14 protein-coding genes are annotated in these 15,666 nt (G+C 39.6%); 4 read left to right on the forward strand and 10 right to left on the reverse strand.

Features of this window, described 5'->3' with window-relative positions:
* Nucleotides 1–10: 10 nt before the first annotated feature.
* From H6607_02600 to H6607_02640, 9 genes are all read right to left on the reverse strand, one after another.
* Complete coding sequence (locus H6607_02600) at nucleotides 11–1,591, reverse strand: F0F1 ATP synthase subunit alpha (protein ID MCB9261253.1); 1,581 nt, start codon at nucleotides 1,589–1,591, stop codon at nucleotides 11–13.
* Nucleotides 1,592–1,597: 6 nt separating this feature from the next.
* Complete coding sequence (atpH, locus tag H6607_02605; GenBank protein MCB9261254.1) at nucleotides 1,598–2,134, reverse strand: ATP synthase F1 subunit delta; 537 nt, start codon at nucleotides 2,132–2,134, stop codon at nucleotides 1,598–1,600.
* 1 nt (nucleotide 2,135) lies between these two features.
* Nucleotides 2,136–2,639 carry a F0F1 ATP synthase subunit B gene (locus H6607_02610; protein ID MCB9261255.1) on the reverse strand — a complete coding sequence of 168 codons (504 nt, stop codon included), beginning with the start codon at nucleotides 2,637–2,639 and terminating at the stop codon, nucleotides 2,136–2,138.
* An 80-nt stretch (nucleotides 2,640–2,719) separates the two neighbouring features.
* The gene (atpE, locus tag H6607_02615) at nucleotides 2,720–2,968 is read right to left on the reverse strand and encodes an ATP synthase F0 subunit C (GenBank protein MCB9261256.1); all 249 of its coding nucleotides are present in this window, start codon (nucleotides 2,966–2,968) and stop codon (nucleotides 2,720–2,722) included.
* A 43-nt stretch (nucleotides 2,969–3,011) separates the two neighbouring features.
* Nucleotides 3,012–4,139, reverse strand: a complete 1,128-nt coding sequence (atpB, locus tag H6607_02620; GenBank protein ID MCB9261257.1) for a F0F1 ATP synthase subunit A — start codon at nucleotides 4,137–4,139, stop codon at nucleotides 3,012–3,014.
* A gap of 16 nt (nucleotides 4,140–4,155) precedes the next feature.
* On the reverse strand, nucleotides 4,156–4,563 hold the full coding sequence (locus H6607_02625) for a hypothetical protein (protein MCB9261258.1): 408 nt from the start codon (nucleotides 4,561–4,563) through the stop codon (nucleotides 4,156–4,158).
* Between the two features lie 52 nt (nucleotides 4,564–4,615).
* A complete protein-coding gene (locus H6607_02630; protein MCB9261259.1) occupies nucleotides 4,616–4,822 on the reverse strand; it encodes an AtpZ/AtpI family protein in 207 nt (68 codons plus the stop codon).
* Complete coding sequence (locus H6607_02635; GenBank protein ID MCB9261260.1) at nucleotides 4,812–5,219, reverse strand: polymer-forming cytoskeletal protein; 408 nt, start codon at nucleotides 5,217–5,219, stop codon at nucleotides 4,812–4,814. The genes H6607_02630 and H6607_02635 overlap by 11 nt, the downstream gene beginning before the upstream one ends.
* Before the next feature lie 21 nt (nucleotides 5,220–5,240).
* Entirely contained in the window at nucleotides 5,241–6,068 is an 828-nt protein-coding gene (locus tag H6607_02640; protein ID MCB9261261.1) for a M23 family metallopeptidase, read from the reverse strand.
* 94 nt (nucleotides 6,069–6,162) lie between these two features.
* On the opposite strand from H6607_02640, the gene H6607_02645 reads away from it, so the two are divergent.
* Complete coding sequence (locus H6607_02645; protein ID MCB9261262.1) at nucleotides 6,163–8,769, forward strand: tetratricopeptide repeat protein; 2,607 nt, start codon at nucleotides 6,163–6,165, stop codon at nucleotides 8,767–8,769.
* Nucleotides 8,770–8,772: 3 nt separating this feature from the next.
* Nucleotides 8,773–11,019: a transglycosylase domain-containing protein gene (locus H6607_02650; GenBank protein ID MCB9261263.1), complete on the forward strand. Its 2,247-nt coding sequence runs from the start codon at nucleotides 8,773–8,775 to the stop codon at nucleotides 11,017–11,019.
* Nucleotides 11,020–11,056: 37 nt separating this feature from the next.
* On the opposite strand, the gene H6607_02655 is transcribed toward H6607_02650, so the two are convergent.
* Nucleotides 11,057–13,657: an LPS-assembly protein LptD gene (locus H6607_02655; GenBank protein MCB9261264.1), complete on the reverse strand. Its 2,601-nt coding sequence runs from the start codon at nucleotides 13,655–13,657 to the stop codon at nucleotides 11,057–11,059.
* A 117-nt stretch (nucleotides 13,658–13,774) separates the two neighbouring features.
* On the opposite strand from H6607_02655, the gene H6607_02660 reads away from it, so the two are divergent.
* Nucleotides 13,775–14,524: an N-acetylmuramoyl-L-alanine amidase gene (locus tag H6607_02660; protein MCB9261265.1), complete on the forward strand. Its 750-nt coding sequence runs from the start codon at nucleotides 13,775–13,777 to the stop codon at nucleotides 14,522–14,524.
* 91 nt (nucleotides 14,525–14,615) lie between these two features.
* Nucleotides 14,616–15,599: an MCE family protein gene (locus tag H6607_02665; protein MCB9261266.1), complete on the forward strand. Its 984-nt coding sequence runs from the start codon at nucleotides 14,616–14,618 to the stop codon at nucleotides 15,597–15,599.
* Nucleotides 15,600–15,666: the final 67 nt, after the last annotated feature.

Below are 15,666 nucleotides of genomic sequence, written 5' to 3' on the forward strand. Positions count from 1 at the left end.
GATTATATTATTAAGCTGCGAAATTTTTGGCAACTTCAGCACCTATTTGTTCCAAAGTGTTGGTGATGTCGTCTGTTAACGTTCCGGCACTCAATTGGCTCAATGTTTCTGGGCTTTTCTTTGCCAAAGTTTCAAGATATTCTGTTTCAAAAGCTCTCACTTTATTTACGGGCACATCTCTCAACAAACCTTTTGTTCCCAAATAAATGATGGCTACTTGTTGGCCAACACTTAGAGGAGAATATTGACCTTGTTTCAATATTTCCACGTTTCTTGAACCTTTATCCAACACCGCTTTTGTGGCCGCATCAAGGTCGGAACCAAACTTGGCAAAAGCCTCCAACTCGCGGTATTGGGCTTGGTCAAGTTTAAGTGTTCCTGATGTCTTTTTCATTGATTTTATCTGAGCCGAGCCACCCACACGCGATACAGAAATACCTACGTTAATGGCTGGACGAACACCCGAGTTGAACAAATCACTTTCCAAGAATATCTGACCATCGGTAATAGAAATTACGTTGGTAGGAATATAGGCAGATACGTCACCGGCTTGAGTTTCGATAATTGGCAACGCTGTTAAAGAGCCACCGCCTTTTACCAATGGTTTAAGATTATCCGGCAAATCGTTCATTTGAGAAGCTATCTCGTCAGAACCATTCACTTTTGCCGCTCTTTCTAACAAACGAGAGTGCAAGTAGAAAACGTCTCCGGGGTATGCCTCGCGGCCAGGAGGGCGTTTCAAAAGCAACGATACCTCACGATAAGCAACCGCTTGTTTTGATAAGTCGTCGTAAATAATCAAAGCCGGACGACCTGTGTCGCGGAAATATTCGCCAATAGCAGCACCTGCCATTGGTGCATAAAACTGCATCGGAGCAGGGTCGGCAGCACTTGCAGCCACCACCACTGTATAATCCATTGCTCCTCTTTCGGTCAAGGCTTTTACTACTTGTTTTACGGTAGATGACTTTTGTCCGCAAGCAACGTAGATACAGTAAACGGGCTTCCCTTTGTCGTAAAATTCTTTTTGGTTGATGATGGTATCGATAGCCACAGCAGTTTTTCCTGTTTGACGGTCACCGATAATCAACTCCCGTTGTCCTCTTCCAATTGGAATCATGGCATCAATAGCCTTAATACCTGTTTGAAGAGGCTCTGTTACAGGCTCTCGGTAGATAACACCCGGTGCTTTTCGCTCCAAAGGCATTTCATACACCACACCCTGAATATCTCCTTTACCATCAATAGGTTTTCCAAGAGTGTCAACCACCCGACCCAACATTCCTTCACCTACATTGATAGAAGCGATACGATTTGTACGTTTAACGGTATCTCCTTCCTTAATTTCGGCAGAAGACCCCAACAATACAGCACCCACGTTGTCCTCTTCAAGGTTAAGTACAATCGCGTTTGTGCCGTTTTCAAATTCAATAAGTTCACCTGATCTAACATTGTTAAGTCCGTGAATACGGGCAATACCATCACCCACTTGCAATACTGTTCCTACTTCTTCAAGTTGAACAGCCGACTGAACATTTGAAAGTTGTTCTTTAATAATTGATGAAACCTCATCCGGTCTTATTTGAGCCATAACCTATTAATTGTAAATTAATTGCTTTCTAATTTCTTTTAATTCTTTTGCTACACTCATATCGAGTAGCTTGTCTTCAAATTTGATAACCATGCCGCCCAAAACCGATGGGTCAACAACGTTTTCAATGTGTATTTCTTCATTGGTTACGATGCCCTTAAGGTAGTGTTTCACATTTTGCAGTGTGGCATCATCCAACGAAATAGCTGAACGAACCAATACTTTGGTTACCCCTTTTTGAGCATCAAATTTGGAAATGAAGTCGTCGGCGATATTCACCAACTCATTTTCTCGCTTTTTGTCAACAACCAATTCAATTAATTGCACGGTAAGCGGGTTGGTATCTAAAATCACTTTTTTGATAACCGCCAACTTATCCGAAGCTTTAACAACCGGATTGTTTAATAATTCGCTAAAATCTTTGTTTTGTTTTGCTAAGTCAACAATAGCTTGCATGTCGCTGTAAACAGCGGCATCCGAACCATTGGTTTGAGCCAATTCCAACAAAGATTTTGCGTATCTCGAAGCTACTCTGCTTGACATATTACGATAATTGAACTTGTTTTAAGTGTTCTTCTACTATCTGGGCTTGTTTGTCTTTGTTCGACAATTCAGCTTTCAATACTTTCTCGGCAATATCAATAGATAAGGCTGCAACCTGAGACTTTATGTCGCTCATTGCATTTGCCTTTTCTTTTTCAATTTCGGCACGGGCAGTATTAATCAAACGCTCGCCTTCTGAGGTGGCCGTTTTCTTAGCTTCTGCAATGATGCTTTCTTTTGTCTCGCGAGCTTCTTTTAAAATCTTTTCGCGTTCAGAGCGAGCCTCGGCCAACAATTTTTCATTGTCTGCATTCAATTGGCTCATCTGAGCTTTTGCATCTTCGGCTGCTTTTAACGATTTAGAAATGAAATCGTTTCGCTCGTCTAATGTTTTAAGAATTGGTTTCCACGCAAATTTCTTCAACAAAATCAAAACGATAGCAAATGCCAACGTGGTCCAAAATATAAGACCAACCGGAGCCGCTAATAAATTTAATAAAATCATAAATTTAACTTGTTAATGTTTTGAATAATAAGAAAACCTCGGGAGAAACTTGTTTCTCCCGAAGATATTAAATTTTCTTATTATTGATTCAATACAACCAACAAACAAACGATAACGGCAAATAGTGCAGCACCTTCAATAAGTGCGGCGGCCAAAATCATGTTTGCTCTAATGTCGCCTGATGCTTCTGGTTGGCGGGCGATAGATTCAAGTGCTGAACCGCCAATTCTACCAATACCGATACCGGCACCAACCGCGGCAATACCAGCCCCAACGCCTGCCCATCCATGAGCGGCAACTGCTTCTAACAATACTGTAAGTAATTCCATGTAATTCTAAAAATTATTATGTGTTAAATAAAATTTACAAAATTTAATGATGTGCTTCTTCTACTGCCGAACCAAAGTATAGCGACGACAATAGCGTAAACACATACGCTTGCAAAAATGCAACCAACAACTCTATGGCAAACATAAACACCATAAACAGCACCGAGCCTATGCCCACGCTGTAACCCGCTACCGCACTGCTTTGTCCAAAAATAAAAATCAAAGCGGTAAAGGCTAATATAATGATGTGTCCTGCCGTAATATTGGCCGTGAGACGTATCATTAATACGGCAGGTTTTAATACGATTTGAATAACCTCGATGGGTACTAAAATCAATATTTTTATAATCGCCGGAACGCCATCTGGCCACCAAATATGTTTCCAATAATGCTTGTTTCCGTTGATGTTTGTAATAATCAAAACAAAAATGGCCAAAACCAATGTTACTCCCAACGATCCCATTACGTTGTAACCTCCCAAAAAGCTCATTAAACCTAATAAGTTGGCAATCCAGATAAAGAAGAAAACAGATAATAGAAAGGGTGTGAATTTTCGAGCTTTCGCTTTGCTTCCAATAGATGGAATGATAATTTGCTCTTCAACAAAAATAATAAGAGGTTCTAAAAGAGATTGCAAACCTTTTGGAGCAACCCCATGACCCCGTTTTTTATATGCTCTGCCAACAGATATGAAAAGCCACAAAACTAAAAATGTGGTAAGCAACAGACCAACTACGGTTTTGGTTATCGAAAAATCAAGGGGTTTGGCATTTTCTATAGCTCCTTTTTCATTGTAGGTTAGACCTCCATCGGCATTTTTTTTGTAAATAACCTCATCCACCATTATGTAGTTGCCATGCTCGTATCCATGACCTTTGGCTAAGTGAACGGGGGTGTGATAGAAGTGTGATGAACTAAATATTTTTATACCACCATCAATTAAAATAATTGGTAGAGGAATGGACAAATGATTGGGGTCTTCGGTTTCGGCTTTGAGCGTCATAAAGTGAATTTGGTGTGCATCGGCAATGTGATGCATGATCATTTCTCCAGCATTGAACGTTTCTTTTGCTTCTCCATGTCCCTCTTCTGTATGTTCGGCATTGGCAAAAACATTGAAGAAAGCGAAAATAATCGCAATAAGAGTGATTTTTATGAATCTGAATTGCATTGTAATTTGCTTATTATCAGAGTGTTGAAACATTAATATCCCTTTGTTTTTCGGCTCGCAATTTAGTTACTAAATGAAATAATTCAAACGATGTGAATAATAAATATAAAATTAGAAAGATTACTACCACCAGTTTGTCAGTTATCTCATTGTAAATCAAATATATAACGATAAAAAAAATGCTAAAAATAAATCGTAAACCCATGCTGCCATACAGCAGGCTCATAAAGGTTTTGTTGTTGCTTGTTGTCATGCGGTTATGAAAGGTAGAAATTCCCAAGGTAAGTAGGAAGAAAAAGGCCAGTGATAGCCAATTCCAAACATCAATGGGTTTATTCATGAATGTATGAATGGTAATGATTATTGCAATTGATAGTGCCGTAACCATGATAAGTCCCGGAAAAAATTTTTTAAAAATACCCATGCTTTTTGCGGGTGCAAAGGTGTTTAAAAGCTCAATTTTAACCAAGACTAAATCAGTCTTTTTTTGAACCGATTCTAAAAAGATAAATCATGCTAATAATTACACCCCAAACGGCTCCCAAAAGTGTCAGCCACGGGGTTTTGAGGTTGAGTTTTTTGTCTGCCCACCTACCTGCATAAACCAAGACCAGTATAGTGCCAATCATTTGAAAGGCAATGCCGGAGTATTTTAGATAGTTTTTTGAGGAGCTATTGTCCAATGGCTTCTTTTAATTTGTTTGCCGAGTCAATCGGAATGGCTTTTTTTCCCATTTCGCATTTTCCGTTGAATTCGCCACCTGATTCTACCACTAATTTGTCGGTAACAATATCACCCAAAATGGAGGAGGAGCTTTGAAGGTAAAGAATTTCACTTACTTTTAGGTTCCCTTTTATTTTTCCGCTAATGTCGGCTGACTTAGCTTCAAGGTCTCCCTCGATTTTGCCCGAGGCTCCCAGCACAAGTTTTGAACTGGTTTTTACAGAGCCTATTAAAGTTCCGTCTATCCGAATATCTCCTTTGGAAACTATATTTCCTTCAACCACGGTGTCGGCACCTACCACATTAATGGAGCCAGGTTGAATGGTATTGTGTTCTTTCTTTTTACTTGATAACATATCTACAAAATTAATAAACTGTTAGAACTTTATATAATCTCTTGGATTTACTGCTTGTCCGTTGTTCCATAATTCAAAATGCAAATGTGGCCCCGAAGTTAATTCTCCAGAATTCCCCATAATGGCTATGACCTCGCCGGCATTTACCATGGCTCCCTGCTGTTTTAGTAAAACAGAATTATGTTTGTAAACAGAGATGAAATTGTTGGTGTGTTGCAAAACTATTACATGTCCGGTTTCGGGAGTCCAAGAGCTAAGAACCACGGTTCCGTCGAGTGTGGCTTTTACAGAGGCATTTGAGCTGGAAGTTATGTCAATGGCTTCATGGTTTCTGTGTCTGTCAAACGTATCGGTAACAATTCCCTTTAAAGGTGTAAAGAAATGATTCACGGTGGTGGTGCTTGCAGAACTTGCTTGGTGCTGCATGGAGCCAGATTGACTATTGGATAAAGATGCAAAACGGAAAATGTCGTTATCGGAAGCGGAATGATAGTTGTATGTTTGAGTAAGCGAATCGTTTCCTAAAATAAGTTGGTGTAGAATTCTGTTTTGTCTTTCGGCGGCTTCTAAGTCGGCTTCTAATGAGTCAACAATTTTATAAAGTTTATTAATTTCGGCAGATGTGGTAACAGTACCTCCTGGCATCAGGCTGCGAAGAGGAGTGGCGGGCAAAATAAAAATGGCTATAACAGAGAAAAACACCAACAAACCACTAAACAGCAGCACAAGGTTGAGAGGAGTTAAGGTAATGGTGATTTTCTCTTCTAAACTGCTGTCGTTTCGAATAATCAAACGATAGCGATTTCGCATTTTTGTGGTAAGAAATTCCTTAATTCGAGCCAGATTCATAATATTTGTGGAGATGCGGTGACTAAAAATACGGTAATATAAAATATAATTGCGGTTTCAAAGTTATAACTAAAACACATTTCAGAGCAGAATAGTGATAAAAACTATAATAAATAAACTGGTTTTGGCAGTATGTCTATTGATTGCTGTCTCTCAAGTATCTTATGCTCAAACTAAGCAATCTTGGTTGAAAAAGAACTGGCACAACATGAATGCCCGATACAATGGGCTGTTTCATGCAAAGGAAAAAGTAAAATCTACTGTAAAGAGTTTGTCAGAAAGCCATGTAGATGATTTTACCAAAGTAATAGATGTATTTCCGTGGGGTACGGGTAGCCAACGTGAAGGCGAAAAAGGAACCATGGAAGAGGTTCAAAAAAAATGTACTAAGGTAATTAAAAGGCACCCCAAAAGCCGTTGGGTTGACGATAGTTGGTATGTTATCGGGCTATCACAACTCTATCAAAACAGACCCATACAAGCCATCGAAACCTTTCAATATGTAATTGGCCAATATCCAAACGGTGAGAAAAAATACGATGCCAAATTGGGTATTTTGTTGTCTTACATCATGCAGGAAAAATATTATGATGCCGAGGCTATAATGGCATCTATAAAACAAGATGGAGCGTTTCCAAAACGATTGGAACAACAATTTTATTTGATAGCTAGTGAGATATACATAAAGCAATTTAAGTATTCGCAGGCCATCGAAACCATGACAAAAGCACTGGAATTGACCGGCAAGAAAAACGATAAGGCCAGATATAATTTCATATTGGCTCAATTGTATTTAGAAACCGAACAGATTGAAAAATCAAAAGAAAAATTTATTGCTACAGCCAAATTGAACCCCGTGTATGATTTGGCATTTCAGGCAAACTTGGGTTTGATAAAAACAATTGGCCTATCGTCTGAATCTTCGTTGAAAGCTCCCCGCAAGTATTTAAAGAAGATGTTGAAAGATGATAAAAACATAGATTATCAAGATCAGATTTATTTTGAGCTGGGCAATTTAGAAATGCTCGACAACAACATGGATTTGGCCATAGAGTATTATCAACTTTCGGCACAAAAAAGCACCAAAAACAAAGATCAAAAGGCAAATAGCTACCTAAAATTGGCTACCATTTTCTTTGAAAAAAAGAATTTTGTGCAGTCACAAAAATATTTCGACAGCACCGCCATGTTTGTATCTTCCACCCGCCCGGATTATGAAAATATCAAGGCCAGACAAATTGTGTTGACCGATTTGATTGAAAACTTAGTTACTATTTTTGAGCAGGACAGCCTAATAAAACTTTCAGAACTCTCGAAAGAAGAGTTGGAGAAAAAGATTAACCAGCAAATTGCCAAAGAAGAAGCATTGAAGCAGGCAGAAGAACAACGAAAAAATCAGCAAAACGGAACACCAATTTCATCTGATCCATTCAATACTCCAAACAAGGTGGTAAACAATGCTACCGTTGGAGGGTCTTGGTATTTTTACAACCAATCGGCGGTGGCACGCGGTTCAAATGATTTTCAAAGAAAATGGGGAACACGACCCAAAACCGACCTGTGGAGGTATGCCAGCATGCAACGCGGCATTCAAACCTCAGACACTAAAACCGATGAAGACACAACCGATGGCCCTAAAAACGTGGTAAGTTATGACCCCAATTTAGACCCAAAGACAAAAGAAAAATTGGAAGGTGTGGATGCCGACAAACGAAAATATTATAAAGACATTCCGTTTTCGGATGAGGCAAAAGCCGTGGCATTGGCAAAAATAGAGAAGGCACTTGTGGGAGCGGGCGATATTTATGCAGAGGACTTGAAAGAATATGTTACTGCCAAAAAGTATTATTTAGATTTACTGACTCGTTTTCCTAAAAGCAGTTACAAACCCACCGTTTACTTCAAGTTATACAAAATTGAAACAGAATTGGGCAATAAAGATAAGGCAGCAGAATATGCACAGTTGTTAAAACAGAATTATCCAAACGACCCGCACAGCATTGTTTTGAACAATAGAGAGCAAGCCGAGAAATTGGGTAGCAGCAAGGTTAATAAGATGTATGAGCAAGCGTATAATGCTTATGTATCAGGCAACTATGCAGAAGCAAAAAATGTAATAAACAAGGCCGCCACCGATTTTGCCGGAAATGCGTTGCAGGCCAAGTTTGATTATTTGAGTGCTTTAATAACCGGAAAAACGGAAGGGGAAGTGGCCTACAAGGAGGCCTTGCAAAAGATTGTTGATTTATATCCAGGTTCGGCAGAAGCAAACATGGCCGACTATACGCTGGCATTATTGAAAGAGAAAAAAAGTGGTTTGGGTAGCGAACCACTCCAAACCGCATATACTTTTGAACCAGGGGCAAAACATTATTTTATTTGTATGTACGATGGCGTTGCAGAATCAATGGTGTTGGCGGGGTTTAATGATTACAACAAGAAAAATCACAACTCTGAAAATTTGAGAGTTAATTCTTATGTAATTGGGTCTAAAAATGTAGTTGCCGTTCAGCATTTTGATGATAAAAGTGCTGCCGAAAAATATTACGTCGAGTTTATTAAAAACGACATATTCTACAAAGATTTGGGAATAATAGCCTACGAAAATTACATTATTTCTCAAGACAATTTCCGTATTTTGCTCAAGGAGACGGACGCTGATGCCTATGCACAGTTTTTCGTTCAGAATTATATTGAGTAAAACATGGCAACTTCTAAAAAGAAAACAAAATCATTATCTCTAAACAGACTTTGGAAGTGGTATTTCATCGGACTTGGGCTGTTTTTGGTTTTCATGTTTACTATCAGTTTGGGGTGGTGGGGTAAAATGCCCAACATCAGAACATTAGAAGATCCTCGAACGGCTTTGGCCACCGAAATATACTCGGAAGATGGGGCAATGCTTGGCAAACTTTATCGTAGAGAAGATAGGTCGAACATAAATTACACCGACATACCTCAACACATGGTAGATGCTCTTGTAGCCACCGAAGATGCCCGTTTTTATAGGCATAGTGGCATAGATATTCGGGCGGTGATACGAGCCGTAACCAAATTAGGCCGCGATGGGGGGGGGAGCACCATTAGTCAGCAATTGGCAAAAAATCTTTTTCATGACCCTCCAAAATCAAAGGTGGGAAGAATTATTCAAAAATTTAAAGAATGGATTATTGCCGTAAAACTAGAAAAGAGATATGCCAAGCACGAAATCATTACCATGTATTTCAACACCGTACCTTGGGGCAACAGTTATGGAATAAAATCGGCAGCAAAAACGTATTTTAATAAAGATGTAATAGATTTAAAACCAGAAGAATCTGCCGTGTTGGTGGGCATGCTTAGAGCACCGACCACTTACGACCCCAAACGAAATCCGGACAATGCTAAGCGGGTTAGAAATACTGTTTTAAACCAAAAGGAGAAATATAAATACATAACCGAAAAACAATGCGACAGCCTAAAAGCTTTGAATATAGTGCTGGATTATAATTATACCTCGCACAATTATGGCTCGGCCACCTATTTTAGAGAACAAGTGCATCAATACATGAAAGCGTGGTGCAAGAAAAACGGCTATGACGTGTATGAGGATGGCCTAAAGGTGTACACCACTATTGATAGTAAGATGCAAAAGTATGCCGAAGATGCTGTTGCAAATCACATGAAAAGTCTGCAAGCCAGTCTTTATAAAGAAGTGAAAGACAGCAAAGTAAACCCTTGGCGAGATGAGGAAGTGCTGTGGAAAGAAGATGTAAATTACATACCCAAAAATATTAAAAAAACTGACCAATACAAGCAAGCCAAAGCCGCTGGGAAATCGGATGTGGAGATAGACCGCATAATGAAAACCCCTGTTAAAATGACCATTTTTACTTGGAATGGCACTCGCGACACCATGCTGAGTCCAATCGACTCATTGAAGCATTATAAAATGCTTTTGCACACAGGTTTTATGGCCATGAACCCCAAAACAGGGTTTGTAAAAGCGTGGGTTGGCGGCATAGATTTTAGGCATTTTAAATACGACCATGTAAATAAATATGCCACTCGGCAGGTAGGTTCCACGTTTAAACCGATAGTATATGCCAGAGCCATTGAAGACCAAGTTATTCAACCATGCGAGCTTGTTAGCACTGGGCCCGTAACGTTCGAAACAGAAAACGGACAAATATGGTCGCCTCAAAACTCCAGCCGACCGCCAGGAGACCCATTGCGAATATATGATGGTTTGAAACATTCCGTAAATACCACTACCGCTCGTGTAATGAAACGAATGGAACCCAACTCGCCCAGTAAAGTGAAAGATTTTAGCGACCGTTTGGGCATTGACACCAAAAATTTTATGCCCTACGTTTCTATTTGTCTTGGCACTATGGATATTTCGGTATATGAAATGGTGGGGGCTTATGCAGCTTTTGCCAACAACGGGGTTTGGACAGAGCCAATCTACATTACGCGAATAGAAGATAAAAACGGTAACGTTTTGGAAGAATTTATACCTAAAACTGTGGAGGCCATGAACAAGCAAACGGCATACGTAATGTGCAAAATGTTGCAAAAAGTGCCAGAAGGCGGAACAGCCACAAGGTTGCGGTCTAAATATGGCGTTCCGTTTCCGGTTGGTGGAAAAACAGGGACTACTCAAAATAACAGTGACGGTTGGTTTATGGGCATTTCGCCCGATTTGGTGGCTGGTTGCTGGGTGGGAGCAGAGGATAGACAGGTGCATTTTAGAAGTACTGCATTAGGTCAAGGGGCCAACATGGCATTGCCTATTTATGGTTTGTTTATGAAAAAAGTGTGGGATGATAAAGACATACACATTAGTCATTCAGACTTTGAACGACCGGATATTGAGTTTACCATAGAGACGGATTGCAACCTTTATAAAGCCCCCACAAGTGGCACTGTTCGACCCGATGCAGGTGTGCCCGGCATTGGCCCACGTTAAACCTATTTTACAGTCAAATTGCGTTAGAATATGGTTTCTAATTTAGATTCTGCCAGGTATCTCGCTTTTTAATACGCAAGTCTTTAAGCATAGATGCATCGGGTTTCAACTCAAATGAAAATTGGCGATATGGCCCCGTTGGTACCCACCGGAACACAAAACCCCAGCAATGCAGTTTTCGTGTAAAAACAAAACTGGATACGGTTTCTCGTCGAATAATATCCATGTTCGATTCAAAACCTATTTGCCAATTGGGAGTCAATGTTAGACTTCCTGAAAAATTGAGAGTTTTATTAGGAGAAAGGGCGTTGGTGGCAATACTTTTTTGAAAACCTCCAATATATGAGATACCCACATTCCAAGCCTCACTAAAGTCAACCACATACGGATTGCGTGGCATGGATTTTTCTGTTTTGTCTTTCTTGTTTGCAAACATATTGGATGAAAGGTTGGTACCCAATTGAAGCGAAAAACTGTTAATAGTGCCTAATTTTTTCTCGCTAAAGGCATATTTGTCAATCGAAACAAATTGATTTCTGCCAGTGTCAAATGCAGATAAATAGGGGTTAAGCGTGCTATTTGCCGTCAGGTTTATATACCTGAATAATGTAGTAAAGCCGCTAATAGTTAAATTGCTGAGTTTTAAACTATCGGCAATAAAATTATAGCTTCCGTTTACTCTCAGGTTTTGAATTAATGACACTTTCTGAACAGTGTCTCTATCGGCAATTTTGGTTTTAATTTTCATTTCTAATGAGTTGTTGACACCAAAAATGAGAGCAGCTTGAGCTTTGCCGCTCGGCCCACCCAAAATGCCATTTTCAAAAATGGAATATTCTGTATATCTACCCGTAGTGTCGGACTGCACCGATTGGTAATATCCAAATTTTTGCGAAGTAAAATCAGGGCTAAAGCTCATACCAACCGATGGCTGAACCACGTGCCGAATGGCTTTTATTTTGCCTTTAAAATCTTTCATTCCGTATATGTTGGTGCTGAGCGAAAAGCCGCCATAGTATTTATATGCCCTACTAAATCCATTGTTAAAATCATTAAAAACAGAATCGCCTTGCCATATTTTTTCGGTGGTTTTTAAATACCAAAATTCGTTGTAATTAAAACTTGGAGTGATATTGAAATAGTTTAAAAAACTAAATGAGGTATTGACCGAAATGTCGTGTCGCATGCCACTTTGAATGCTCTCCAAAAAGTTTGGATTAAACTCAATGGTTCGGCCAAAAGCATTAAAAACAGAGTCCTGATTGGTGTTTACCTTACTCATCAATTTTGAGTTGTAGGTAATACCCAAACTGGTTAAACCTTTTGTTTTTTTCGCAAATTCGGCATTTTTAAAAGGCAAAATTCTATTGGCCGATATGCCGATGTCGGGCAGGGTGATGTTCAGACTTCCTGTATTCAACACTTGATCTACCCGCACGGAAGAAGTCATATTTATTTTTCGTTGAAAAAAGCTTCGATTATATGATATACTGCTGTTGGCCGAATTGTTTACCAAGTCGTTAATATCGCTGGCATTATAGCGTTGTTGATTTTTGGTAACATACCGCACGTTGGCGTTAAACGTTCGGTTGGGTTTAGCCTTGGCATCCTGCCGATATATCCACTCAAACAAAAAGTTGTTTTGAACTGCATATTCAGAGGTGTTTTTCTCACCTTCCAAAAATTTGTTGTACTTTAAATTGATGGAGCCATCATATTTATACAGTTTTTTATAACGAGCTGTGGCTCCCAAACCCCAACTGCCACGCAGGTAAATATCGCCTTTAAGCAATACATCAGAATATTGATTCATGGGTAAATAAAAGCCCCAATCGGTGAGGCCATAGCCCCATCTATCTTGATTGGTGTAGCTGCCAACCACCAAACCCTTTGAGCGGTCTTTGTGCAACGGAAAAAACCCAAAAGGCAGCACCAATGGGGTGTTTACGCCTTCTACCACCAAGTTTGCAGGGCCACTCACAACCTGTTTGTCCGGAATTACTTTAAAACGTTTGGCTTCTATCCAAAAATGTGGGTGTTCGGCGTTGCATGTGGTGTAGGTGGCATTTTTTATATACGTGTTGTTCGCAGAGTCTTTAAGCACCTTTTCTCCGCGAATAATGCCGCCCTGTTCGGTAGTAATTACCCCAGTTGAAATACCCTTTTTTGTTTTGAAATTATACCACATCTCATCTGCATTAAAAGGTCTTCCATCAGTGGTAAAAATGGGTTTGCCCACAACCTTTCCACTGCTATCTGGCAATCCCTTTGCATATATTTCGTTGGTTTTAAAACTAAGCTCGATGTAGTCGGCCTCTAATTTCATGTCTTCATAAGTAACAATGGCTTTTTTATAAAGAATAACCTTTTGCTCTTTCATGTCGAGCTTTACCGAGTCGTCGGCATCATACATTACCGGAACTTTAAGCCCGCCTTTGCTTGGTCTTAACCCCACTTTTAGCGAATCTCTGTTTCCTGATACCGTGGTCAGGCTATCTTTCGTTAATGTGTTTAGAGTATCTGATTGTTGGGCAAAGACTTGTGCAGAAAAAAAGACAATAAAAAAAGGCATTAGGATAACTCCGGAGCCGAAAAACCGCAGTAATGAAGCCTCAACAATATTTTTGAACAAAACCATTTAAAGTTGGTGGGTGCAAATTTCGGAATACTTTATTGGTTTTTAGCATATATGTGACTTATGAAAAGCAACAATTTTGTTAAACCTATTGCATTAACGGCCATTTTGTTCATAACAATGGTCAGTGGAAATACTATTCCGTTGGAAGTTGGTAAAATATCGTTAAACACCATTGTGATAGATGCCGGCCACGGAGGGAAAGATCCCGGATGTTTGGCATCTGATAAAATTACCAATGAAAAAGAAATCAGCCTTAAAATTGCCAAAAAACTTGGGAAAATGCTACAAGATAGCATTCCGGGTGTTAAAATAATTTATACTCGAAATAGCGATGTGTTTGTTCCGCTTTGGAAAAGAGCCAGCATAGCCAACGAGGCCAAGGCCGATTTATTCATTTCGGTGCATTGCAATGCACACCAAGAGACCTCGCTGCGGGGTGTAGAAACCTACATAATGGGGTTGCACAAAAACGAAGGAAACTTGGCCGTAAGCAAGCGAGAAAACAATGCTATAACACTCGAGGATAACTACAAAGACAATTCGGAATATGCTGGCTTTGACCCAAACAGCGATGAGGGGCACATTATTTTGAGCCTTTATCAAAATGCGTATAGAAGCCAAAGTTTAAAGTTGGCCGAAAGCATACAAACCAATGTAGAAAAAACCAAAGTCAGCAAAAACTTGGGCGTAAAAGAGGCCGGATTTTTGGTGCTATGGAAAACCGCCATGCCAAGTATTTTGGTAGAAACAGGTTTTTTGACCAACAGCACGGACAAAACCTATTTGGTGAGCGAAACCGGCCAAAACAAAATGGCAACCAGCATATACAAAGCGGTGGCCAACTATAAGGCTACACTCGAAAAGTAATTAACAAATTGCCCTTTTTATCTTCAAGTAAAGCCCTATAGGGCTTAAAATTCTTATTTTTGACCTGTAAATAGTTGAAATTACTTAGATAATGAAAGTTTCAAACGAAACCAAGGTTGGAATAATTGCCGCAGCCGCAATCACTATTTTGATACTTGGGTATAATTTTTTGAAGGGAGATAATGTGTTCTCGAAGAGCAACACCTATTACGGCGTTTATACCGAAGTTGATGGGCTTTTTCGTTCAAATCCTGTGATATTGAGAGGCTACAAGGTTGGCCATGTAAATGCGGTGACGATGGATCATAATACGTTAAAACTAATTGTGGAAGTTAAGATTCCGCAAAGCATAAAGTTGCCCAAAAACTCTTATCTCAAAATTACCAATAGCGACCTCTTGGGCAGCAAAGCGGTGGAGATAATTATGGGCGACACCAATGTTTTTGCCATATCCGGAGACACGCTGCTATCTAAAAAGGATGCCGGAATGGCTCAGGCACTTACCAATGTGCTGTCTCCTTTGTCAGAAAAGGTGGATAATCTGCTAAATAATATCGACACAGCAGTTTCTGGAGTAAGCCTTCAAAAGACACTGGCCGATTTAAGTTCCACATTAAAATCGTTTAAATCAGCTGCCGACAATTTGGATGGCCTAATGATTGGGAAATCAGAAAAATTAAATACTATTCTTGGAAATTTGGCAACAATGAGTGCCGATTTAAAATCGAGTACACCAAAAATAAACGATGTGGTGGCTGGTTTAGAAGGGGTGGTTAAAGAATTGTCGAAAATAAATGCCGAAGAACTCAGCGGCCAATTAACAGAAACCATTACTGAGGTTAAAAAAACGCTGACTGCTGTTCAAGAAGGGCAAGGCACGCTCGGAAAATTGGCTAAAGACGATGAGCTTTGGACAAATTTGAACACTTCGGTAAACGACCTTGATTCATTGGTAAAAGATATGATTGCCTACCCACGCCGATATACGGGAGTGTTTAACAAACAGCGAAAAATAGGCGACAAACAAAAAGAGGTAAACGAAGGAATTGATTTGCCCACAGAAACCAAACCGTAAAACCAGAAGACAAAAAAAAAGATTGGCCAACTGATGACCAATCTTTTCTCAAAAATTCAAAAGTATT

This window comes from Flavobacteriales bacterium (assembly GCA_020635395.1).
Classification (GTDB): domain Bacteria; phylum Bacteroidota; class Bacteroidia; order NS11-12g; family UBA9320; genus UBA987.

Bases quoted from the DNA above. Each gene is read 5' to 3' on its own strand.
- H6607_02600 (MCB9261253.1), bottom strand. From the start codon at position 1,591: ATGGCTCAAATAAGACCGGATGAGGTTTCATCAATTATTAAAGAACAA.
- atpH (MCB9261254.1), bottom strand. From the start codon at position 2,134: ATGTCAAGCAGAGTAGCTTCGAGATACGCAAAATCTTTGTTGGAATTG.
- H6607_02610 (MCB9261255.1), bottom strand. From the start codon at position 2,639: ATGATTTTATTAAATTTATTAGCGGCTCCGGTTGGTCTTATATTTTGG.
- atpE (MCB9261256.1), bottom strand. From the start codon at position 2,968: ATGGAATTACTTACAGTATTGTTAGAAGCAGTTGCCGCTCATGGATGG.
- atpB (MCB9261257.1), bottom strand. From the start codon at position 4,139: ATGCAATTCAGATTCATAAAAATCACTCTTATTGCGATTATTTTCGCT.
- H6607_02625 (MCB9261258.1), bottom strand. From the start codon at position 4,563: ATGGGTATTTTTAAAAAATTTTTTCCGGGACTTATCATGGTTACGGCA.
- H6607_02635 (MCB9261260.1), bottom strand. From the start codon at position 5,219: ATGTTATCAAGTAAAAAGAAAGAACACAATACCATTCAACCTGGCTCC.
- H6607_02640 (MCB9261261.1), bottom strand. From the start codon at position 6,068: ATGAATCTGGCTCGAATTAAGGAATTTCTTACCACAAAAATGCGAAAT.
- H6607_02650 (MCB9261263.1), top strand. From the start codon at position 8,773: ATGGCAACTTCTAAAAAGAAAACAAAATCATTATCTCTAAACAGACTT.
- H6607_02655 (MCB9261264.1), bottom strand. From the start codon at position 13,657: ATGGTTTTGTTCAAAAATATTGTTGAGGCTTCATTACTGCGGTTTTTC.
- H6607_02660 (MCB9261265.1), top strand. From the start codon at position 13,775: ATGGTCAGTGGAAATACTATTCCGTTGGAAGTTGGTAAAATATCGTTA.
- H6607_02665 (MCB9261266.1), top strand. From the start codon at position 14,616: ATGAAAGTTTCAAACGAAACCAAGGTTGGAATAATTGCCGCAGCCGCA.